Origin of the sequence: Verrucomicrobium sp. BvORR106, from assembly GCF_000739655.1 — a bacterium.
Taxonomy (GTDB): domain Bacteria; phylum Verrucomicrobiota; class Verrucomicrobiia; order Verrucomicrobiales; family Verrucomicrobiaceae; genus Verrucomicrobium.
In genome coordinates this window covers 225,371-247,552 of record NZ_BATR01000162.1, presented here as the reverse complement: position 1 = coordinate 247,552, position 22,182 = coordinate 225,371, and the positions used below count along the sequence as shown (strand labels likewise).

The 22,182-nt window shown below is 58.2% G+C and carries 16 protein-coding genes; 10 read left to right on the top strand and 6 right to left on the bottom strand.

Translation table 11 applies throughout. The features are described 5' to 3' along the window. The 7 genes from BV106_RS28825 to BV106_RS28795 all read left to right on the top strand — a co-directional run. Window positions 1–331 (top strand): hypothetical protein (locus BV106_RS28825; protein WP_038170537.1); only part of this gene is annotated, 331 nt, incomplete at its 5' end. Window positions 332–517: 186 nt separating this feature from the next. After that, on the top strand, window positions 518–4,141 hold the full coding sequence (locus tag BV106_RS28820; protein ID WP_038170536.1) for a c-type cytochrome domain-containing protein: 3,624 nt from the start codon (window positions 518–520) through the stop codon (window positions 4,139–4,141). Window positions 4,142–4,391: 250 nt separating this feature from the next. Beyond that, window positions 4,392–5,084, top strand: coding sequence for a hypothetical protein (locus BV106_RS36405; RefSeq protein WP_265596181.1), 693 nt, complete (start codon window positions 4,392–4,394; stop codon window positions 5,082–5,084). Window positions 5,085–5,208: 124 nt separating this feature from the next. Further along, on the top strand, window positions 5,209–6,519 hold the full coding sequence (locus tag BV106_RS28810; protein ID WP_081892399.1) for a cytochrome c biogenesis protein ResB: 1,311 nt from the start codon (window positions 5,209–5,211) through the stop codon (window positions 6,517–6,519). Then, window positions 6,516–8,630 (top strand): cytochrome c biogenesis protein CcsA, encoded by a 2,115-nt coding sequence (ccsA, locus tag BV106_RS28805; protein WP_038170531.1) that lies wholly within the window; start codon window positions 6,516–6,518, stop codon window positions 8,628–8,630. Before BV106_RS28810 ends, ccsA begins: the two co-directional genes overlap by 4 nt. A 287-nt stretch (window positions 8,631–8,917) precedes the next feature. Beyond that, entirely contained in the window at window positions 8,918–9,877 is a 960-nt protein-coding gene (locus tag BV106_RS28800) for a DUF502 domain-containing protein (protein ID WP_038170530.1), read from the top strand. Between the two features lie 156 nt (window positions 9,878–10,033). Then, window positions 10,034–14,101 carry a choice-of-anchor D domain-containing protein gene (locus BV106_RS28795; protein WP_081892397.1) on the top strand — a complete coding sequence of 1,356 codons (4,068 nt, stop codon included), beginning with the start codon at window positions 10,034–10,036 and terminating at the stop codon, window positions 14,099–14,101. 143 nt (window positions 14,102–14,244) lie between these two features. Here the strand turns inward: BV106_RS28795 and BV106_RS28790 are convergent, their stop codons facing one another. Together BV106_RS28790 and BV106_RS28785 are read right to left on the bottom strand one after the other, a co-directional pair. Next, window positions 14,245–14,637 carry a S41 family peptidase gene (locus BV106_RS28790; protein WP_038170528.1) on the bottom strand — a complete coding sequence of 131 codons (393 nt, stop codon included), beginning with the start codon at window positions 14,635–14,637 and terminating at the stop codon, window positions 14,245–14,247. Further along, window positions 14,634–15,185 carry a hypothetical protein gene (locus BV106_RS28785; protein WP_265596180.1) on the bottom strand — a complete coding sequence of 184 codons (552 nt, stop codon included), beginning with the start codon at window positions 15,183–15,185 and terminating at the stop codon, window positions 14,634–14,636. The genes BV106_RS28790 and BV106_RS28785 overlap by 4 nt, the downstream gene beginning before the upstream one ends. Window positions 15,186–15,732: 547 nt before the next feature. On the opposite strand from BV106_RS28785, the gene BV106_RS36885 reads away from it, so the two are divergent. Beyond that, window positions 15,733–19,491, top strand: a complete 3,759-nt coding sequence (locus BV106_RS36885; RefSeq protein WP_063768012.1) for a PVC-type heme-binding CxxCH protein — start codon at window positions 15,733–15,735, stop codon at window positions 19,489–19,491. A gap of 42 nt (window positions 19,492–19,533) precedes the next feature. Here the strand turns inward: BV106_RS36885 and BV106_RS28775 are convergent, their stop codons facing one another. The 4 genes from BV106_RS28775 to BV106_RS28760 form a co-directional block, all read right to left on the bottom strand. Further along, a complete protein-coding gene (locus tag BV106_RS28775) occupies window positions 19,534–19,851 on the bottom strand; it encodes a hypothetical protein (protein ID WP_038170522.1) in 318 nt (105 codons plus the stop codon). Window positions 19,852–19,916: 65 nt separating this feature from the next. Further along, window positions 19,917–20,510, bottom strand: coding sequence for a hypothetical protein (locus BV106_RS28770; protein ID WP_265596179.1), 594 nt, complete (start codon window positions 20,508–20,510; stop codon window positions 19,917–19,919). 61 nt (window positions 20,511–20,571) lie between these two features. Then, window positions 20,572–20,850, bottom strand: a complete 279-nt coding sequence (locus BV106_RS28765) for a hypothetical protein (protein WP_038170517.1) — start codon at window positions 20,848–20,850, stop codon at window positions 20,572–20,574. Between the two features lie 141 nt (window positions 20,851–20,991). After that, window positions 20,992–21,405, bottom strand: coding sequence for a VOC family protein (locus tag BV106_RS28760; RefSeq protein ID WP_038170515.1), 414 nt, complete (start codon window positions 21,403–21,405; stop codon window positions 20,992–20,994). A 165-nt stretch (window positions 21,406–21,570) separates the two neighbouring features. On the opposite strand from BV106_RS28760, the gene BV106_RS28755 reads away from it, so the two are divergent. After that, window positions 21,571–21,777 (top strand): hypothetical protein, encoded by a 207-nt coding sequence (locus tag BV106_RS28755; protein WP_038170514.1) that lies wholly within the window; start codon window positions 21,571–21,573, stop codon window positions 21,775–21,777. A gap of 62 nt (window positions 21,778–21,839) precedes the next feature. Beyond that, window positions 21,840–22,133, top strand: coding sequence for a hypothetical protein (locus BV106_RS28750; RefSeq protein ID WP_038170511.1), 294 nt, complete (start codon window positions 21,840–21,842; stop codon window positions 22,131–22,133). Window positions 22,134–22,182: the final 49 nt, after the last annotated feature.

Genomic DNA, 22,182 nt, shown 5'->3' with positions numbered 1-22,182 from the left:
GGCGGTGAACTGGGAGCAGGCGTCCCTGGGGGTGCTGAAATGGAAATGGGAGCTGCTCTACGTGGCGGGGCTGATGACGGCGTTTTGCTACCTGTTCGGCTGGTTCACCACGCTCAAGGTGGGGCCGCGGTTGGTGAATTCCATCTCGCTGGTGCCGTTGCTGTTCTGCATGGCAGTGGTGCATGGCTTGCTGAAAGACATGCCAGTGCGGCTGGGTGGACGGACCTTCTCACTGGAGAAACTGCTCCTCGCCGGGTTCCTGGTGGTGTGGTTGGGCTTCACCGCCCTGCATCTGGCCGATGACCTCAACGGGGGCTACTTCGCCGGATAGTACTGATTCTGAGCAAAAAATGCCCGGTGTCGTAACGCCGGGCCTCTTTTGACATCAACTTCTGTCACTTCTTTTTGTAAGGGCCGGAGATTGCCATGAAATTATGCTGGAATTGATTTATCCCGGCCATGCCGTTCGTTTTGGACTTCCGTAGGAACACGAAAACGTCATCCCGACCTTCTCAACATGCCAGCTACAGCAGCCAGTCTCAGCCAGAGTGAATCCCCCGAGAACCCGCCTAACCTGCGTCGTCCGCTGGTGGGCTGGATCTGTGCCGTGGGGCTTGTGGTGCTCTTTGCCGTTTCAATGATGCTTGTCCCACCGGTGACGAATGCGGCCAAGGCCCTGCCGACTCCGGAGTGGGCGCTGTTCTTTGGGCGGTTCCATCCCATCGCGGTGCACTTGCCAGTAGGGGTGCTCATCATGGCGGCCTTCATGGAGGCTCTGGTGATGCTGCGTTTCCCCCTCGGTCAGGCCGTGAAAGGGTCTGTGGGGTTCGTGATGGGCTTCGGTGCCTTCGGGGCGATCGTGGCGGTGGTGTTTGGCATCCTTCTGTCCCGCGAGGGTGGGTACAAGGGAGGGATGTTCGCCGCGCACCAGACCCTTGGCATTGCCACGGTAGTGGGCTCGCTTTTGGCTCTCATTTTCAAGCAGATCTCCGAGGATAGCGGCGGCCGCATCCGGTTCGTGTACCGCGGCTTGCTGTTCCTCACGCTGGGAATCATGAGCGTGGGGGCCCACTTCGGCGGGAACATGGTGCACGGCAGTGACTATCTGCTGGAGTACGCCCCCAAGGATGTGCGCAACACTGTGCGGACGGTGGAGGCCAAGGTGGTGGACCTGTTTGCACCAGCCGCTGTGCACGATGAGGTGAGCAGCGTCAATGCCGACAACGCAGCCCCAGAACCGGCTCCTGTCGGGGTGCCTGCCCCTGCGATGGTGCCGGAAACCAACGGATCTGAAGTGGGGAGCACCCCTGCTTCGCCGACTCCGGCCCCAGCACCGGCCCCGGCCGTGGCCACGGCGGATGCTGCGGGGAGCCCCACGTTCTACGCCGCAGTGGTGGCTCCGCTTATGGAAGCGAAGTGCAATACCTGCCACAACGCTGACAAGAGCAAAGGCGACCTCCGCCTGGACAACCATGAAGCGATGCTGAAAGGCGGCGAAAACGGCGACAACGTCGTGGCGGGCGATCCGGAGAAGAGCCTGCTGGTGGCTCGTATGAAGCTGCCAGTGGATCATGACGACCACATGCCCCCAGAGAACAAGGATCAGCCGACCGTCGAAGAGATCGAGCTGGTGGCGATCTGGGTGAAAGCCGGTGCCAGCAAGGACCTGAAGGTGGCCGATGCGAATGTGCCGGACAATCTGAAGCCCGCGCTCCAGACGCTCCTTTCCAAGGCCAAAGGCGGCAGCGGCGGCAGCATGCCGCCGGTCATGCTGACTCTGGCGGAAGCTGCGGCGCAAGCCCCGGCTGCGGGTGGGGTGGATCCTGCTGTGGCGGAGGCCATGAAGAAGATCAATGGCTCGGGAGCTTCCCTGGCTCCGGTGGCTCAGAATGCCAAGGAGCTGCGCTTCACCGCGCTGAACGTGGCGCGTGACTACAACGACGCGAATCTGAAGGAACTGGAGTCGATCGGGGGATCCTTGGTGGCGCTTGATCTGGCGCGTACCAAAGTCACCGATGCGGGGCTCGCGATCCTGGCCAAGATGACCAATCTCAAGGAACTGCACCTTGAGAACACGGCGGTGACGGATGCGGCTGGCGCGAGCTTGAAGGGATTGGCCAAACTGGAGTATCTGAACCTGTACGGCACGAAAGTGACGGACAAGATCCTCGTGGATCTGGAAGGGCTGAAGGCGCTCAAGTCACTCTACCTCTGGCAGACAGGGGTGACGGAACCCGCTGCGGAAGCGTTCCGCGCCAAGCGTCCGGGCCTGCTGGTGAACATTGGCTGGTCAGAGAAAGACAACGCGAAGGTGGTGGCTGCGGCCCCTGCGCCCGCACCGACACCGGCGCCTGCTCCTGAGAAGCCGGCCGCTCCGGCTCCCGCTGCTGCCTCAGCAGGGAAGGCGGATCCGAATGCCAAGATCTATGCAGACATCGTGGCCCCCATCCTGGCTGCCAAGTGCAACTCCTGCCACGGCTCGGAGAAGAGCAAAGGCAAGCTGCGCATGCACACCTTTGCTGACCTCTTGAAAGGCGGCGGCGATGGTGCCACGACGGTGATCGCAAGCAACGCCAAGGAGAGCCTGTTGCTGGTGCGCTCCAAGCTCCCCCTGGATGATGACGATCACATGCCGCCTAGCGACGAGCCCCAGCTGACCAAAGAAGAGATTGCCCTCTTGGAGTGGTGGGTGGCAGAAGGAGCCAGCGAGACATTGACGCTTGCGGCGGCCAAGAAGACTCCAGAGATCGAAGGTTTTGCCAATGCCTATCTCGCGGCCAAGAAGCCTGTTGCCGCTCCGGCACCGGCTCCAGTGGCGGCCAAGGTGGAGCCGAAAGCTCCTGCTCCTGCGCCTGCGCCAGCCCCAACTCCGGCACCTGCCAAACCTGAAGCCGCGCCTGTTGCGGTGGCTACTGCTGGCAAGGCTCTGGACCCCAATGCCAAGATCTACGACGAGCTGGTTGCCCCTATTCTGGCTGCCAAATGCAATGCCTGCCACGGTACGGACAAGAGCAAGGGCAAGCTCAAGATGCACACCTTTGCCGACCTCCTGAAGGGCGGCAGTGACGGTGCCACCACCGTGATCGCTGGCAATACGAAGGACAGCCTCCTGCTGGTCCGTGCGAAGCTTCCCAAGGAAGATGACGAGCACATGCCGCCATCCGACGAGCCTCAGCTGAGCAAAGAGGAACTGGCCTTCCTGGAATGGTGGATCGCAGAAGGTGCCAGTGAGTCCCTGACCTTTGCCAACGCCAAGAAGACTCCAGAGATCGAAACGATCGCCAAAGCTCTCTACGCCGCTGCCAAGCCAGCCAAGGCCGATGGTGGGAAGAAGACGGTGGAGAAGCCCAAGGCCAAGCCGCTGACGGATGCAGAGAAGAAGACGGTGGCGGAAGTGGCGGCCAAGATCACGGCGCTGAATGCCTCCATGATGGCGGTGTCCCTCGACAGCGAGCAACTGCGTCTCGGCACGGTGAATGCCGCAGACAAGTTCGGTGACAAGGAACTGGCCCTGCTGGCCCCTGTGAATCAGCACCTCATCTGGGTGGATCTGGCACGGACCAAGGTCACGGATTCAGGCCTGGCCATGGTGGCAGGGATGAGCAATCTGGAGCGTCTGCACTTGGAGAACACGGCGATCACTGATGCTGGGCTCGATCACCTGGCGAAGCTGGGCAAGCTGGAGTACCTCAACCTCTACGGCACCAAGGTTACCGATGCCGGGCTGGCCAAGCTGGCTGGGGCCAAGTCCCTGAAGAAACTCTTCGTCTGGCAGACCGGGGCCACGCGTGAAGGGGCGAAGAAGCTGGAAGCTCAGATTCCGGGCTTGGTCGTGAATGTGGGGTTGAGCGAGGCTGAGATTGCCAAACTCATCGAAGCCGCCCAGCCGCCACCGAAACCTGCCGAGGCTCCGAAGCCAGCTCCTGCTCCTGCCAAGCCTGAGGAGAAAAAGCCGGAAGCGAAAAAGCCTGAGACTCCGGCCGCCGCCCCGGCTCCTGCGAAACCCGCCGAAGCGAAACCCGCGGAGGTCAAGAAGCCCGATGCCGCGCCAGTTCCTGCACCGGCCCCCAAACCGGAAGAGAAGAAGCCCGATGCTCCGCCGGCAGCGCCTGCTCCTGCAGCGGACGCCAACAAGAAATAATGCCATGGAAACGGGCGAGCCGAGGAGGTGGCCGGCGGCATGTCCGGAGCCTCCTCAATCGTTCTTCTGATCCTTGAATGACGGTGCGGCGTTTTGCCACGCCAGCAACATCGGTCCGAGCGATCCGCAACGACAACCTGCCCTGCCACGTATATATCCACCTGCCTCCCGTGCCGAAATGAACAAATCGCGGCTTGATGCCGGGGTGGGAGCCAGTCTAAGGAACAAGAGGATGAACCGTTTTTTCAGCATGACGAAAGTGACCGGCCGTGAGCCTGGACGCAGTGTCCAGAAATCCAATCGGCCGGGCCTCACCGGCGTGGGCGTATGCCTGGGACTGAGCGCTGGCTTGATGCTGAGCTCCTGCAAGCCTCTAACGGAGCGCATGGAGATCAAGGAATCCAGACAGATCTCCGAGCACGCCATCATGCCCAAGGCGGAGGCCACCAGCGCAGAGCGGTTCTTCGATACGCAACCCCCGCCACCGCCGCCGGCTGAGAATCCACTCGCCTGGATCACTCCTGAAGGCTGGGCAGAAGCTCCTGCCGGATCCGGTGGTGGGATGCGCTTGATCGATTTGAGATTCGGTCCGAACCAGGAGGGGGAGTGTTACCTTTCCATCATGCCGGGACAGGCGGGAGGCCTCGCGGCGAACGTCAATCGGTGGCGCACCCAAATGGGCCTGACGCCCTACACGGACGCAGAGCTGGCGGCCCTACCTAAGAAGACCTTTGTGGGACGGGATGCCACCTTTGTGGCGTTTGACGGTGACTTCAAAGGTGTGGGTGCGGAGTCGGCTGCCACAGGCTATCGCATGTTGGGGCTGGTGCAGGAAGCTCCGGAGTTCACACTTTTTGTCAAACTTACGGGTCCTAAAGACCTTGTAGTTAAGAACGAAGCCGCCTTCGACCAGTTTGCGAGCTCCATCAGTCTTAAACGATAACCTCAAGATCGCCTGCGTGGATCCATGGTGAGAACTCTGATCTGATCCCCGGCCCGCCCAGAGCGGGAGAGATTGTCCCCGTCTGCCTTCGAATTCCTACTGCGAACCGCAACTTTTTCAGTCAATGCCTGCCGCCAAACCTACTCCGCCGCCGCGACCTGTTGTGCCGCCGCACATGAAGCTCTACCACTTTTTCGCCTCATTTGGTCTGGCGACGGTGGTGCTGGTGTTTCTGCTTTTGATCACCTTCCTGGGGACGCTGGAACAGGTCGAGCATGGCTTGTTTGACAGCGTGCGGAAGTACTTTGATTCCTACTTGATCACGAGCGTGGATCTGGCCTGCTGCCTTCGCGCCATGCATGTTAGCTACCAGGGGAACTGGAATCTGCCGGTGCTGATTCCAGGGGGCATGACGCTGATGGCGATCCTGACGTTGAACATGATCCTTGGTGGCCTCATCCGTATTCGGAAGACTGGCCGTACATTCGGGGTCATTGTCACCCACGGTTCCATCGTGTTCATGCTGGTGGCGGGTCTTGTGTCTTTCCTCTTCAAGAAAGAAGGGGCGGTGCGCCTGGCAGAAGGACAGGTGGCGGATGAGTTTCAGAGCTTCCATGATGTGGTGATTGAAATCGAGCGCCTGGAGCCTGTTTCCAAGGATGGGAAGCGGGTTGCGTTGGTGATTCCGGGACGGCAGTTTCAAGATCTGATTGGGGGCAAGGCCCGCACATTTGAAAGCAAGGATCTGCCGTTCGACCTCATGGTGATGAACTACGAGGTGAACTCTGCACCCAAAAAGGCTGCTGGGTCCTCGACGAGCCGGGAGGTTGCGGATGGCTACTTCCTGCAGACGCTCAAAGAGGAGCTCGAGCAGGAACGCAATGCAGATGGTGCCTATGTGAAGGTGACTCCCAAGAAGGGTGGGGAGGCGCAAAAGGGCATTCTCTGGCGCTTCGCGGCGGCTCCTTTCTCCGTGAAAGTGGGCGACGAGGTGTACGGCATCTCTCTCACGAGAAAGACCTACAAGCTGCCGTTCTCTGTGCGGCTGGATGACTTCCAGCGCGAAGTTCACCCTGGTACGGAGCGCGCGCGCAAGTTCACCAGCGTGATCACGAAGATCACCGGTGAGAAAGAGGAGAAGAAGATCATCACCATGAATGAACCGCTGCGTGACGAGGGGTATGCCTTGTTCCAGTCGGCGTTCGATGTGGGCGAGCGCGGTGGTGCCATGGTGGAGTCCTCCACGCTGCAAGTGGTGAACAACCCCTCCGATCACTGGCCGCTCTATGCCATGCTCGCGACGATGGCCGGCATGCTCGGTCACATGATTGCCCAGTTGGTTCGCTTCCTCCGCAAGCCTGCCTCCCGTACTTCCAAAGCTTTTCAGCCGGAGGCTTCCTCCAGCGCCAGCACCACCAACCCTGCCACGCCATGATTGTTCGTTCTTTCCTCAGTCTGTTCCTCGCCGCAGTGGTGCCTGCGACCGCCTTGGTGGCGCAAGATGCCGCGCCTGCTGCACCGGTGCCAGCTCCTGCCGAAAAGGTGCAGCCTCCCGCGCCTCCGCAGATGCCGGATCTGGCGACTGTGTTGGATCCTGAAGTCATCTCACTTCTGGCAGGGTTGCCCGCCCAGGAGTCGGGACGCATCAAGCCGCTGGATACGATTGCGCGTTTCCGCCTGCTGCGTTTCAGCGGTCGGCAGTCCATCCCGGTGACGGAGGATGCGAAATCCTCTGGCAAGGCGCTCACAGATCCGGTGACGGGCAAGGAATTGCTCAATGCCAAAGGCAAGCCCTACGGCCTCAGTGCGACCGAGTGGCTGGCTCTTACCTGGTTCCGTCCAGACATCGCCAAGGATCTGCGCGTGTTCATCGTGGACAACTCGGATGCGATCATTGAGATCGGCGTCAAGGCCAAGAACAAGCGGGATCGCTACTCGTACAACGAGCTGGTGTCAGGCCGGTCGAGCCTGATGAAAAAGATGCAGGAGATCCGTGAGGTGGACTCCAAGAACCGCAATCCGGTCCAGCGTGCGCTCGGCAAGCTGGCGATGGATTTCCTCGACTACGAAATGATCATGGGTCATTTCGACTTTGCCCGTGATCCGTTTGGCGGTCTGGCTGCTTCCGTGCCGGCTGACATCCTCGCAGCAGGGGAGAGCGGCAAGGTGAGTGCAGCCGTCTTGGTGCCGAAGATTCAGGCCTATTTGCAGGCGCATCCAGAGGCGGCTGCCCCCATGAACAATCCCTGGCTGCGTGAGTATTTCCGCGCGGTGTTGGGCGCGCTGATGAGCGGCAATTCGGAAACGGTGCTCCGCATCTTCCCGCCAGACGACAACAAGGTGGAGATCTGGTACGGACCGGGTTCTGTGCTGCAGACGGCCATTGAGGGCGGCACGGCCAAGGCCGATGAACTGAAGCTGCTGGCAGAGTATGAAAACATCTACCGGAACCGGATGGATGTGGCCAAGTTCAAGACCAGCCTGGAATCGTTTCACAATCATGTGGTGAGGTCCGCTGCCGAACGTGGGGAGAGTGGCCACATCGCCATGGAGCTCAAGTACCACCAGAAGGACTACTTCTACTACGCGCTGATCCTCTTTGTGGCAGGCACGATTGCGCTGGCATTGAGTTGGGTGGCGCCGGAGGCTCTCTGGGGCAAGATTGTGCGCGTGCTGTGCTGGCTGGTCATGCTTGCTGGAGCTGCCTACGGTACGATGGGTATTGTGGTGCGCTGTCTGATCATGGAGCGCCCACCCATCACCACGCTCTATGAGACGATCCTGTTTATCACGATCTCATCCGTCCTGCTGGGCCTGTTGATGGAAGCGGTGGGCCGTCGGGCCAAGGGCTTGGGACTGGCGGTGGCCTGTTTGGCGGGGATGTCAGGACTGTTCCTCTCCCTGCGGTTCATGGAAATGGACGGTGCGGACACCCTGCAGGAACTGCAGGCCGTGCTGATCACCAACTTCTGGCTGTCCACTCACGTTCCCTGCATCAACCTCGGCTATGCCGCAGGCATGGTGGCTGCCATCTTCTCGATGATCTACTTTGTGATGCGACTCTTTGGCATCGCCAAGCACAAGGACGAGACTTCCAAGGACATCAGTCGCATGGCCTACGCCTTTGTGATGGCCGGCCTCTTCCTTTCCTTGGTGGGTACGGTGCTCGGGGGCATCTGGGCCAACTACTCGTGGGGGCGATTCTGGGGCTGGGATCCCAAGGAGAACGGCGCTCTCATGATCGTGCTCATGAACCTGATCATCCTGCACGCCCGCCTCGGTGGGTACATCCGGGAAGTTGGTTTTCATGCTTCGAACATCGTCTTGGGCATGATTGTGGCATTCTCGTGGTTTGGCACCAACCAGCTTGGAGTGGGGCTGCACGCGTACGGATTCACGGATGGAGTCTGGACCTGGCTCTACCGCTTCTGGGCTCTGCAATCGGCGTTCTTGGTCTATGCAGTGATCTTGCACTTCCTGGACAAGTCGTCGGACAAGCGGGAGGAAGGGGCGGCGCTGCCCACCGAGATGGTGAAGGGTTCTTAATGCGAATCGCAAGGCAAGCCGGTGCCCAATAAGGGTGCCGGCGGGAAGAGGTTCGTTTGTCGAAGTTTTTGAAGAAGGCTTGTTGCAAACCCCTCGGATCCACCGTGTAACGGTCGATTTCTACGATTCCAAGCTGGGGTGAGGTGTCGATGCAATCGTCTTGGTCGGCCCAAAGATTGCTGTAAAATCGTGCACGGAGAGATTGAACCGGTCCCGTATAGCTGCTGTCGTTCTTTTTGTCCGAGTTCCGTTTCAGATCGTTGTCCGTACCGCCAAAGACCCCAACCATGGCCGACCCTACACCTCCACCGCTGCGGCACCCCATCATCTGGGTGCGCAACAAGTTCCTGGCCGGACTGGCGTTGGTGACTCCGCTGGTGGTGACTTTCTGGATACTTCAGATCGTTTACGCGAGCCTGAAGCAGGTGAGCATTCCGCTGCTGGAGTTCTTTGCGGCCATTTACAATCAGGCCGTGCCGGTGGCATGGATGATCGACACTCACGACCCGCGGTTGCTGCAGTTCATGAACTTCCTGGGGTTCCTGATCCCCATCGTGTTCCTCGTGGCCTTGGGCGTCATGGCGACGAACGTGCTTGGCGTCAGGGTGGTCTCCGCGCTGGAGAAGTTCCTTTTGCGCATTCCCCTGGTGGCCTTCATTTACAAGTTCATGAAGCAGGTCATGGACTCGTTCAAAGGGTTTGGCGGCGTGAAGAGCTTCAAGCGGGTGGTGTATGTGGACTATCCCTCCCCGGGCCTGAAGATGCTGGGCTTTGTGACCGGTCAGTACATCGATCCGAAGACGGGTGCTGGCATGAGCGCGGTGCTTCTCCCCGCAGCCCTCAGCCCCATGACGGGTCTGGTCATTGTCACAGAAAATAGCCGACTTGAGGACGCTCCGCTGACCGTGGAAGAGGCGATGAAGTTGATCGTCTCAGGCGGTCTCATCAGCCCGAAAACGGAAGAGGAGAAGCGCGCTGAAGCGGCCGCTGCTGTGGCTGGGAAAGTTCGCAGCAAAGGGAAAGCCAAGGCCGCCATTGGCAGCGAGCCAGTGAGTGTGCCTGAAAGCGACTTTGTGAATCTGCCCAAGGCGGATGAGGAGTTGCTGAGGGATGTTGGAGATGTGGTGCCGCCGAATGCTGGCACGCAGACTCCATCAGGAATCGGCGTATCCCCAACTGGTGGCAAAGCTGGATCTCCAGTGGTCAATCTGAAGGCCGCAGCGTTGGTGAGTGCGAACGGAAGATGAGATCCTTGCTACGGCGGAAGCAGTCGTCAGAACGACGGACGTCATGGGCGAAGTGGTCGCCGCTCGAGCGTTGGACAGTGGCTTATGTTTTAGATGATTGACGTCGATGCAGTTGGTGCAACTGTCTGCAAAAAAACTTGTGTATGATCGTCTAGAATGGGAAATATAGCCTATTATCCAATAGAGTGTCGTTACTGGTCGGCTTGGGGTACTTTGCTTGCAGTATTGGTACTTTGCCTCCCGGTCTTCTCCGCCCCTGGGGACTTCGATCCGACATTCTCTCCCGATGCAGAAAGTCGTTTTGGTATCAATTGTCTTTCTATACAACCTGATGGCAAAATTTTGATCGGCGGCGGGTTCACGACCATTGATGGGTGGAGGCGGTCTTACCTGGCAAGATTGCTGCCCGATGGCGATCTAGACCTTGGTTTTGACGCTGGAGCAGGCTTCGATCATGCGACCGCAGTGATCGCCGTTCAAAGGGATGGTCGAATAATTGTTGGCGGCCATTTTCAAAAGTTCGACGGCCATAATCAACCTGGTCTGGTGAGATTGCACCCTGATGGAACAATCGATCTCGGTTTCAGACCAGTGGTAGGAAATTCTGTCAGGGCCGTTGCTATCCAGGACGATGGCAAGATCCTAATCTCAAGACGGGCTTCAGGGAGCGGGGGAGACGATGTGATTCGATTGAATCCAGATGGACAAGAAGATGCCACTTTTATCGTAGAAGTTCCCACCGACGGAATGGTTACCGTGTTGAAAGTCCTCGCAGGAGGCCATATTCTGATTGGAGGGAACTTCAGGAGTGTTCATGGGGTCACTCGCAATGCGCTCGCACGGCTGACTCCCGATGGGGCGGTGGATGAGGATTTTCTGACAGACTTTGGCTATGCTTATCCCAGTGTGAGGACTGTTGCGGCACTGCCTAGTGGCAAACTGGTGGTCGGAGGGAGATTTTCTTCAAGTTCACAGTCGGCACCGGTATTAGTTCGCCTGAATGCAGATGGTTCTATTGAGTCTGTCCTTGCGTCGGTGGATTTGTCAGGAGGGGGGGTCGACGCACTCGCCTTGCAAGCTGACGGGAAGATAGTCGTTGTGGGAGGGTTCTCGATATTGAACGGGAACGCCTGCAATAATATTGCCAGACTATCATCGACCGGAGTTCTGGATTCTACGTTTGTTGCCTCGTTAGATTGGCAGGTGTCCTGTCTTTCTTCACAACCCGATGGAAGACTGATTGTTGGAGGATTTTTTTCTCGGGGTGTGGAGCGTCTTCAGCGTGAAGATGCAGTTTCTGTATTCACAATGGAGACCGCCCGCCTCTTCTGGCAACGGACAGGATCCTTGGAGGAGGCATCGTGGACTGAGTTTGAGTACTTGTCTCCGACCGGCGAGGTTCAGTTTCTGGGGCGAGGGGCCAAAGGTACTGACGGTTGGGAGTGGACTGGCAATTTGCCATGGGCAAACGGGGCGATGAGAGCCCGTGCTTACGTTGGCGGCGCGACGCAGGAAGAGATCCTTGAACTGGGAGAGGCATCGCCCGAAATTGCCTTACAGCAGCCAGTGGGGCGCCCGCTTATCGCCGGATCGGGTCAGGTCCATTTTGGAACGCTTCCCTCAACAGCAGCAATCTCCAGGATATTGACATTGACCAATGAAGGAGGCGCAGCGCTGGAGAATGTTAGTGCAAATATTGTTGGGCCAGATGCTTCTTCCTTTGAACTGGTTCAATCCCCAAGGGACAAGCATCGGGTTGGAAGCAACGATGCAATCGTTGTGAGGTTTACAGCCACCGGTGTGGGAGCGCGAACTGCGACGTTAAGAATAGCCAGCAACGACGGGGATGAGTCTATTTTCGAGGTAGCGCTTTTCGGTGAGTCGGTGGACACGGTGCCGGCAGCAGTCTTCTCCAGTGTCTCATCGACACCATTGGTGGCGGAAGGTTATTCACCTACTGGAAAAGAAATTGGCAGTCTGGAGTTGGGGTATTCTCCTGCCAAGGCGTCAATCCTCACCTTGGTGAACAACACCTCGGGCAGTCAGATAGATGGTTTTTTTGCCAATCTTCCAGAAGGTGGCTATATCCAAGCGTCATGGAACGGGGCGCGACTCTTGTTTCAGGCGAGTTACCAAGGCGGTACGGGTAATGACTTGGTGTTGATGCGCGTTGGTCCAGGAGTGCCGGATTCTTCCTGGAGTTTTCAAGGTTCTGTAGTCTATGAAGCCAATGCAGTCGCGATTCAGCCTGATGGGAAGATGTTGATTGGCGGCTCTTTTGAAGGGAGCGGCACGAATCGTCTCGTTCGTGTACTGTCAACTGGTGAGTTGGATCTCTCTTTTGATTCGGGAACCGGATGCAATGGACAGATTAGTTCTATCGCCGTCCAAGAAGACGGTGAAATCCTGGTGGCTGGCTATTTTACCACTTACAACGGGGTCAACCAAGCCGGGATTGTGCGATTGATGCCTGACGGGGGTCTCGATTCAGCCTTCCCCCCGGAGCCAATAGTGCTCCAGGGAGTTGATTGTATTGCATTGCAGCCTGATGGAAAAATCCTGGTTGCAAATAGTACAAGTAGTTCGGGCAAGCTGATTCGGTTGATGCCTGATGGTTCGCTGGACGGAGCATTCAGATTTAATACTACCCCGTCGTTTGCAACATTCTCTGGTCAAATGCTCAGCATTTTAGTGGAGCCGACCGGTTCTATCTTGATTGGTGGGGGATTTGGCTACACTCGACGTTTCCCGACTCCATCTGTGACGCGCAGCTACATCGCCCGCCTCAGCTCAACAGGCGCACTGGATGTGAGTTTCAACAGTGGTGTTACGTCGCTCGTGGGAGGGATGCAGGTCGCACCGGATGGCAAGATACTTGTTGCGCCTATCGACTCCTTTTCCCGAGTTGTCAGACTCCAGGCAAACGGCGCAGTCGATGCAGAGTTCGGTCTGCTTGATAATCAGGAGGGCTTGGTCGGGTTGCAAGCTGACGGCGGGATTCTGCACCACCAAGGCATGTTCGTAGGTAGTGATGGCACATACATCGAAAACTCGCTCGTACGTACGGCCTCAACGGGAAGTGTCGATGTTGCTTTTGGACTGGGTTTGGGTTTCGACTCTAAGGTGTCCGGCGCAACGCTGCTACCCTCGGGGAAGATCCTGGTGACAGGGTTATTCAGCAAGGTGAACACGCTCCCGCGGAACAAGATCGTGGTACTGCACAATGACGCGGCAGTGGATGTTCTGAGTCGTCCTAATCTTGGATCGGTACGTTGGCGAAGAGGCGGAAGCGCTCCGGAAGCCCAGTGGGTCACCTTTGACACGTCAACAGATGGAGGCGGCACATGGACCCGGCTCGGCACGGGCGCCCGGACGAGTGAGGGGTGGGAGCTCAATGGTGTGACGATGCCAGAGTCAGGTCTGTTGAGGGGGAGAGCCCGGGTTGCGAGCGGACGATACAACACCTGTGCGAGCTTGCTCGAAACAAGAATTGCTTTCAACTCAACACTCCCGGAATTGGTGCTGGAGCAGCCGGTAACGAAGGATTTGGTTTCCAATGTGGACACTGTAAGTTTTGGCAACTCTGTCATAGGTGTGCCAAACGCGAGGCAGTTTACTCTGCGCAACACCAGCGGCGGCACATTGACGATCAACGGGGTCGCCATTCATGGGGATAGTGCTTTGGGGTTTGCTGTGACCAGTCAATCGCCTGCTACACTTGAAGCTGAATCTTCTGCCAGCTTCACGGTTTCATTTACTGCACAATATACAGGTGCCTCTTCGGCAGAGTTGCATATCGAAAGTAATGATTCGGACGAAAACCCGTTTATCATACAGTTGACAGGCAGCGGGCTCTCGGCTCAACAAGGGTGGCGGCAGACTCATTTCAGCACAACTGCTAACTCAGGCAGCGCGGCAGACCTCTTTGACTTCGATGGGGACGGTTTGCCTAATGTCCTGGAGTACGCGTTTGGTCTCCATCCCAAGCAGAACAGTGCGGGCCAGACGCCTCAGCCTTTCTTGGAAGGGGAGTATTTGGTGATCCGGTTTACGGCTCCCGCAGGAGTGACCGGGGTTACGTATGGTGCCGTAGCCAGCCCGGACCTTTCCGCCAATTCCTGGACACCGGTGTTGGACTCAGGCGTCGGTGATGTGCACGAGTTCAAAGTTCCGACTAGTAGTGGAGGACGGCGATTCATGAAATTGACGGTGACGACACCTTGATCAGAGTGCCTTTGAGAGATGAAGGTTGCTGTGGCAGGTCGTTGACCACGTCTTTGGGAAGTCCCTGGTTGAGCAGCGACCCAGCGCGTTTGATCAGGGTATCTTCTCGTTTTAGCAGATCGATGGCTGAGACAGAGGCGAATTCATGGGGGTAATACACCAATGCCTTCGATGCCGCGGCCGTTGTTGAAACGTTGCATGTTGCTCCGGACGGAGAAGCGGATGGTGAACTTCCCGCTTGGGGTGGTGATGGCTTGCTTTTGGGAGGAGGTGCCGGGTGTAGGAGTGTCTCCGATCATGTAGGCGCGGCCGTCTTCTTTGAACATGCCGGCGATGGTCTCGCCTGCGGAACGCGCGCCGGCATCCACGATGACCACCAGGGGGCCGGTGAAGGGAGGCTCGGAAACCCCACGGTGCTGACCGAGTGATTGGCCTTTGGCAAGGAAATGCCCGAGCACGGCTTCGTGATCACTGCCACCGCCGCCATAGGCGCGCATGTCCAGAATCAGGCCAGGGATGTCGCCGAGGGCTTTCATTTCAGGATCTGATCGAGTTGCTGAGGGAGATTGCCTGGGATGTCCCGGAGGTGAATGTAGCAGTAGCCGTCTGCGGATTGCCCATAGCTCTGGCGTCCCACCGTCTGTAGATTTTCTGGCGGGAAGATGGGCACAATAGGCGCGAAATTCGGGCCGCCGTTGCGTTGGCGTTTGATCGTCGGTTCCTCGCTGGCAGCGGTAGTGACTTCGAAGGTGATCTCGATTCCTTCCCAGTCCGCCAGACCCCAATGACACGCGGCGTAGAGTGCTTGATGGGGCGTTGAGAAGCTGAACCCACGTTCTTGCAATGCCTCGGATTGTTGCTTGAGCCAATCGAGCGCAGGCTTTCCGTCAATGCGGTTCACCCGCTGCCCTGGTTTGAGCCCTGCCTGTTCCGCATCCTTGAACGCAGCCCATATCAGCACGGTGTCGTTGCTCACCACGAGGTGCACTCTGGGGCCGGTGTAACGCCTGCCCTTTTGAAAGGTCGTCTGGCTTGATCGTGGATTGAGTGATGCCAGCGTGGCCATCTTGGAGCCGACTGACAAGGCGGGACACCAATTGGTATTGATAATGGTCTGATGTCGCGGTGGGAGCCGCCGCAATGAACTCGGTGCGCACGGCCTTCCGGTCGATCTTCTTGGCGGTGAGCAGTGGGGCAGCATGCGCTTCGAACTGGTCCAGCAGAAACGCGACATCAGAGGGGAAATCACCCTGGACCCGAGCTTGGAGGGAGAGGGGAGTGGTCAGCCTGCCGATAACGCCGATAACGAGCAACGGGAGAAAGCAGGCGCGCATCGGAATAGAAAATGTGCAAGGGCTGGGTAGAGATCCGCATTCATCATACGTCCAAGACGAGGCAATGCATAGCGTCTGGAAAGGAAGAAGGTGGGTTATGGCGTGGGTGTTACAAAAAGATCATGTTGGGTGACAATCTCGCAGCGGGGACGGAGGTGGTGACACTGATATGAAAATGCCCAGTTCCTTGTAAATAGAGGGATTGGGGGCTTAATTGGCTTGCGGTGCTGAAAGTCGGCGGGCACTTTGTGATGGAAATAGTAATACTCTTGTCGCCTGATGCGTATTCCTGCCGCCATGACCTTTCGTCGTATTCCTGCCGCGTACTTCATCGCCCTGACCACCATGAGTCCGTTGCTTCACGGTGCGGAGGTGCCGACGGCCAAAGTGGATCTCCTGCAGTCCATCAAGTCAGGAGGGGTGACGTATTTTGTCAGCCAGAAGCAGACGCTCAAGGACTCCCCGGAGCAGATCTGGACGTTCGGTGACGAAGGGCAGCTCAAGATCAGCGGCCGCGGCTTTGGTTATCTGGCCACCAAGGCGGACTACAAGGACTATCACCTGGTGATCGAGTACAAGTTCCCGGGGCCGACCATGGGTTCGAGAGAAAACAAGGCCCGTGACAACGGAGTGCTGGTGCACGGGCACGGGCCTGAAGGTTCGGTGGGCGGCACCTGGCTGGCCAGCATTGAGGCTCAGATCATTGAAGGGGGCACGGGAGATATCCTGGTGCTTCCGGGCAAGGCCGAGGATGGCACGCTGGTGCCAACCACGATGACCGGCGAGTTCGTCAAAGATCGCGATGGGGAGCTGGTGTGGCAGCGCGGTGCGGAGAAGCTGCCCATGGGGGCCGATGGCAAGCCAAAGCGGCTGAATTGGGCGAAGCGTGATCCTGACTGGGCGGACAAGGCGGGATTCTATGGGAAGAACGATGTGCAGTCGAAGTTCCACGAATGGACCCGGATGGAGGTGGTCGCCCAAGGGGACAAGCTGACCTACTATGTGAACGGCGTGGAGGTGAATGAGGCGCTGGAGTGCAAGCCGGCGGAGGGGCGAATCTGTCTGCAGACGGAAGGGGCGGAGATGCTGGTGCGGCGCTTTGAACTTCATCCCCTGGGCAAGTTCAAGGAAACATGGAATCCGGCATCGGCATCGGGCGGCACCAATGTTCCGGTGAGGAAGAGCCGGGAGAGCGCCTGGTCCCCTGAGGAGACTCGTAAATCCATTGAGCTGGATGGCGCTTACGAAGTGGAGTTGGTTGCGGCTGAGCCTCTCGTGAAAGATCCTGTGGAAGTTTGCTGGGATGCCCAGGGACGGATGTTTGTGGCGGATATGATCGACTATCCCTTGGGCGCAGGTCCGGGGAAGCCGCCTTTGTCCCGGATCCAATGCCTCTATGATGATGATCAGGACGGCAAGTACGACAGGGCTGTGACTTTCGCTGCTGAGGTGGACCATGTGCAGGGGCTCGCCCCTTGCAAAGACGGGCTTATCGCAACCACCCGCACGCAGATCCTTTTCCTCAGGGACACCAATGGCGACGGCGTGGCAGATGAGCGCAAGCCGCTGGTCGAGGGGTTCAACCCCAACCACTCCCAGTTGCAAGTTTCCTCCCCCCGCTGGGGGTTGGATGGACACTTGTACTTTAACAATGGACTGGACACGAAGGAGATCTACCCGGCCGAGTCTCCTGAGAGCAAGCTGAACTTCACCCGGACCAATTTGAAGTGGAATCCGGTGACGGGCCGGCTCAAACCAGCATCTGGCTACGGGCAGTTTGGTGCTTCCTTTGACGACTGGGGACGTCATTTCTTCTGCTCTAACCGGAATCCAGTGATGTTTGCGGTCATGCCCTATGAAGCGGTGATGCGCAATCCCAATGCGGGCATCTCAAGTGGTGCGGAGGATGTGGGGCCTTTCGGAGCGGAGACGCGGGTGTACCCGCTGATGCTGTCTCACACCACGGCGGATGCGCATGCGGGGACCCATACCGCCGCCTGCGGCCTGGGGGTGTATCGCGGCGATCTGATGCCGGAATTGAGAGGCGAGATCTTTGTGCCGGATCCGACCGGTCAGTTGATGGTGCGTTATCATCCTGAACCCAAAGGAGCCAGCTTCAAAGCCACGCGGGTGGGGGAGCACACGGAGTTCTTCCGGAGCCGGGACGAATGGTGCCGGCCGGTCAATGTGACGACCGGGCCGGACGGTGCGATGTATGTGTGCGACATCTACCGTCGCTACATCGACCACGCACGGTTCTTCCCGGAGGAGTTCGCGAAGACGCATGACATGAGGCAGGGAGAGAACGAAGGCCGTATCTGGCGGGTGGTGCCCAAGGGGGGCAAAGGCAAGCTTCGCAAAATTGCCGCTGCTCCGACTGACGTTGCAGGACTGGTGGCGTGGCTGGGGCATGAAAATGCCTGGCAGCGGGAGACGGCGCAGCGGGTGCTGCTTGAAAAGAAAACGGAGGAGCTGAAGGGCTTTTGGGAGGCGGTGGCCAAGCAGAAGCCGACCGAGTTGTTCCGTCTGCACGTTCTGGCCATGAACGAGGTGTCGCTGTCATCGCGTGACCATGGCATGGGCGTGCCTGCGTCGGATGGTAGTGGTGGGGCTATGCAGAAGACCTTGCAGGTGGACGCCAAGGCCAGTCCCCGGCTGCAAGAGGTGTCGTCCGCCTTCATCGTGCCGATGGTTGATGAAGTCACGCTGTCACCAGCAGCCATGAATCGGGTTGAAACAGATGCCCGGGCAGCCTTCATGCAGATCCTGACCGGCGGGCAGAGCTTTGGAGCACGAGCCGCTGATGCAGGCCGGTTTGCAGGAGACGTCTGGATCAACCGTGCCGTTCTGGCGGAATCCAAGGGGGAAGCTGGAAAGGTCCTTTCCGAGGTGCTGAGGGGACCGCTGGCGGCATCATACTCGGTGGAAAGCGCCGAGTTCATCCGAGCACTCGCTTCGGCATCGGCGGCAGACGCGCAGGCGGATGATTTTGCAGCATCGCTTGCGGTCCTCAACAAAGAACCCGGCAAGTTGCTCTGGTGGAAGCCGGCGGTTCTGCAGGGGCTTTCGGAAGGCTTGCCCAAGTCGGGCAAGAAGTTGGGAGTCGGGACTCTCGCGGAACTGGCTGCCAAGGCACCTGCTCCGTATCAAGCCGCCGCGAAGGAAATCAATGCGCTTCTCTCTGAAGTGGACCGCGTGATGGCGGATGGCGCTGCGCCAGTGGAACAGCGCCTGGCGGTGTTGCCGTTGCTGGCCCAGAGATCATGGGACAAGGCTGAACCCGTGCTCCGGATGTTGCTGGCGGATGGGCAGCCGGAAGCGGTGCGTGCGGCGGCCCTGCCTTTGCTCAAGAAGTATGGTGCCGACAAGACATCTTCCTTGCTCTACGAATTGCTGCCCACACTGGGGCCCGCGGCCAAGCGCGAGGTGGTGGCCATGCTCACGGGCAACGGGAAGACGGTGCAGGGATTCTTTGAGCGCATTGAGCGCGGTGAGATCTCCAAAGGTCTTGTGGATGCTGAAACCCGCTGGCGTTACTTGCACACCTCCAGCAAGCCATTGCGTGAGCTCGCAGAGAAGTTGTTCGGCCGGCCGAGCGAAGACCGTGCGGCAGTGATCGCAAGCTATAAAGACTGCCTCTCCATGCAGGGTGATGCTGCGAAAGGTAAAGTGGTCTTCATGACGATCTGCATGGTCTGCCACAAGGTGAAGGGGGAGGGTATGGACGTGGGCCCAGATATCACGGACGTAAAGCTAAAGGAGAAGGAGGCGCTGCTCAGTGATATCCTGGATCCCAACCGGATGGTGGAAGCCCGCTGGAGCGCTTATCAGATTGATACCCGGGAAGGACGCATGGTCTCGGGACTGATCGCTGCAGAATCAGCCGACGCCGTGACGGTCAAGATGGCGGGCGGGATCACTGAGGTGGTGCCTCGCGGTACGATCAGCAAGATGAAGAGCCTCGATGCCTCCCTCATGCCTGTCGGATTGGAAGGCGGAATCAGCAAAGAACAGATGGCGGACCTGCTGGCCTTCCTGAAGGGCGAAGGCAAGTGACGACTGAGGTCTTGTGCAGCACCTCGTGTGCGAATTGATCGCTCAGCCGCCGCCAGCCACGGCGGTCTTGAGCGCATTCAGCCAAAGACCTGCTCCGATCATGAGGACTAGGCCGATGATGACGTAGATGATTCGCAGATTGGTGGGTTCAAACAGACCCACATGATGGTCCACCAAAGAGACGCTGACAGCTCCGACCACAAACATAAGCACACACCGCAACCACGCTTGCTTGACCTTGGCCGGGACATGATACCCTTCTTCTGGTGGGATGGGGACGTCAAAACCTCCAAAAGCGTAGAAGGCACCAAGACAGACCAGCAGGATCAACAAGCGGAGCGGAGCAAAGGTGAAGCTCATGCGTAGAAAATGAGATGGGAGAACTAAGAACCTGTACGCCCCCAGCGTTTTTATCCAAACAGGTTCTAAGAGCTCTCTGGTTCTGCCTTGAACCGCGGGTTGCCTTTGGCAACGCTGAAATCAATCAGCTCCATCTTGGCCAGGAGCAGGATCTCCTGCCGCACGTCTGGATGATCGGGTAGACCCTGCCACTTGTTGATGTTACGAAGGCGGTTCAGCACGGTTCCCAAGCGTTCGTCGAGACCGGCCTGCGTGGGGATGAGATTGCGAAAGTGGGTCATGGCTCTGAGCGCGAGCAAGTGGCCGGCGAGGAACAATTGACTCAGGACGTAAGCGGGCCCGGTCACGCGATGCGCGTAGTAGTCCACCACCAGTGCGCCAGCAGTGTCTTCACCCAAGTCGTGGTAGAGACTGGACTCGTGATAGCTATAGAAGCCGCCGCGCTTCTTCCACTGGCGATAACCTGAATAAGTGACGACGCTCAAAATCAAGAGAGCCAGAGCGTCAAACGCCAGCGCTGGAAACTGAATGCCAAACCCATGGGCCACGAAGGCTGGCATGTAGCGAAAGAACAACCACGCGGCTCCATAGCCAATCAAGCTGCCGAAAGAACTACCAATGCCTGCGAGAATCTGGAAAGTGTTGTAACGGGTGACCATTTGCCCATCTGGTTGGTGCATCCGGTTGACGGATGCAACCAAAATGTTCGGAACAGGCCGGTCAAGACGCCTCGACTGCGGCTTTCATCTGCTGGATCCACCACAAGGAAACGGACATGAGTACGACTCCAAGAATGATGTAGATCCAGCGAATATTGACTGGCTCCATGAGACCAATGCGATGGTCAATGACAGAGACAGCGATCGTGCCCAGGCCGAAGACGATGGCTGTGCGAATCCACTCTGCATTAGCAGGAAGCGAGAAGGCACCTCCATAGTAGAAGACCAGGATGCAAACGACGAGAATAACCAAGCGAATGGGGGCAAAATTGAGACTCATGGATGAACCTTGTTAATCTTTGTGGCCTGTTGAATAAGAACTCATTAGGCGAGGAGAGTGAGAAGGCAAGATGTGAATCGCACGGGATAAAATTTCCGACTGAAATTTTATCTCAACTATGAAGCCGTCGACGATGCGAACTTAGTAAGTGGGCCACACGCCTGGTGAAAGAAGCTCAAGCAGATGTCCGTCGGGATCACGGAAATAGAGGCTGGTACCACCACGCGGCCAGGTGAACTCGCTTTCCACCGTGATGCTGAGGTGGTGAAGGTGTTCACGCCATTCATCAAGCGTCTCCGTAGGGATGGCAAAGCCAACGTGAGATCGACCCGAGGAACCATGGGCGGGGATGTGCCCGCCGAAGGGCATGGTGGTCCCTTCCGGATCACTGCCCTTGAGGAAAAGCAGGAGGACCTGTCGGCCTTGAACATCGAAGGCGCACAGCCTCTCATCGGAGGCAAGGACGGGATAGCTGAACAGCCGGGAGTAGAACTCTCGTGACCGTTCAAGATCCGAGACGCTGAGGGCAGTTTCCAGGATGGATGAGGTGGGCATGGCGGAAGGACCTGCGGCAGGATTCTGTTTGGATGATCTCGTGGAGGGAATACGGTCGATGGGCTGGCGGCGCGTGTCTCCGGCTGCGACCAAGGTAATTTTGAACGGGACGCCAGGACTGGGATCTCATGTGGTGGCCATTAACGAACCTCTCACTACAAAAAAATGGAACTCGTCTCCCTGCTTCGTCCGCTGTTTGCCTCTGTTCTCAGTGCCGGACTTTTGATCGGTGCCCTGGCTTCGTGCGCCAGTTCCAGCAAAGTCAAAGATGAAGGCTCTTACACCACGACGGGGAAAGCCGCGCCAGAGAAGAAGAGTAAGAAAGCGTCCGCAGGAGGAAGCGTGGGGGTGTACACCGGGACGGTCCAGTGAGCCCGCACGGAGGCTCAGCTTAGCCCTTGTCACCCAGTCATTCCCCTCTAGGGTTGGATTGTATGAAACTCCCGTCCACGGTGCGGCCCGTTTTTTATCTGGCAGTCTGGCTTGCCTGCGCTGGACCGGCGCTGCTGCTGTCCAGCTGTGCCAGCAGCAACACGTTCAAAGACGAGGGGAGCTACACCATTGGAGCCCCGCCTGAGAAAGAGCGCGGGGAAATCCATGGGAGTGTGGGGGCGGGAGCGGCCTTTGGGTCCGATGGATACAGCTCCCAATGGACGGGTGGAGAAGTCTATTACACGCGTGGAAACCTGACGGTAGGTGCCGCTGCCGTGCAGGAGTCGGAGCTGTAGGAATGTAGGAATCTTCGGGGGCAAAGTTCGGCCCCGGCAGTCGGCCGCG

Bases quoted from the DNA above. Each gene is read 5' to 3' on its own strand.
- BV106_RS28775 (WP_038170522.1), bottom strand. From the start codon at position 19,851: ATGAGCTTCACCTTTGCTCCGCTCCGCTTGTTGATCCTGCTGGTCTGT.
- BV106_RS28810 (WP_081892399.1), top strand. From the start codon at position 5,209: ATGCCTGCCGCCAAACCTACTCCGCCGCCGCGACCTGTTGTGCCGCCG.
- BV106_RS36405 (WP_265596181.1), top strand. From the start codon at position 4,392: ATGACGAAAGTGACCGGCCGTGAGCCTGGACGCAGTGTCCAGAAATCC.
- BV106_RS28820 (WP_038170536.1), top strand. From the start codon at position 518: ATGCCAGCTACAGCAGCCAGTCTCAGCCAGAGTGAATCCCCCGAGAAC.
- BV106_RS28800 (WP_038170530.1), top strand. From the start codon at position 8,918: ATGGCCGACCCTACACCTCCACCGCTGCGGCACCCCATCATCTGGGTG.
- BV106_RS28765 (WP_038170517.1), bottom strand. From the start codon at position 20,850: ATGAGTCTCAATTTTGCCCCCATTCGCTTGGTTATTCTCGTCGTTTGC.
- BV106_RS28795 (WP_081892397.1), top strand. From the start codon at position 10,034: ATGGGAAATATAGCCTATTATCCAATAGAGTGTCGTTACTGGTCGGCT.
- BV106_RS28750 (WP_038170511.1), top strand. From the start codon at position 21,840: ATGAAACTCCCGTCCACGGTGCGGCCCGTTTTTTATCTGGCAGTCTGG.
- BV106_RS28770 (WP_265596179.1), bottom strand. From the start codon at position 20,510: ATGGTCACCCGTTACAACACTTTCCAGATTCTCGCAGGCATTGGTAGT.
- BV106_RS28755 (WP_038170514.1), top strand. From the start codon at position 21,571: ATGGAACTCGTCTCCCTGCTTCGTCCGCTGTTTGCCTCTGTTCTCAGT.
- BV106_RS28790 (WP_038170528.1), bottom strand. From the start codon at position 14,637: ATGAAAGCCCTCGGCGACATCCCTGGCCTGATTCTGGACATGCGCGCC.
- BV106_RS28760 (WP_038170515.1), bottom strand. From the start codon at position 21,405: ATGCCCACCTCATCCATCCTGGAAACTGCCCTCAGCGTCTCGGATCTT.
- ccsA (WP_038170531.1), top strand. From the start codon at position 6,516: ATGATTGTTCGTTCTTTCCTCAGTCTGTTCCTCGCCGCAGTGGTGCCT.
- BV106_RS36885 (WP_063768012.1), top strand. From the start codon at position 15,733: ATGACCTTTCGTCGTATTCCTGCCGCGTACTTCATCGCCCTGACCACC.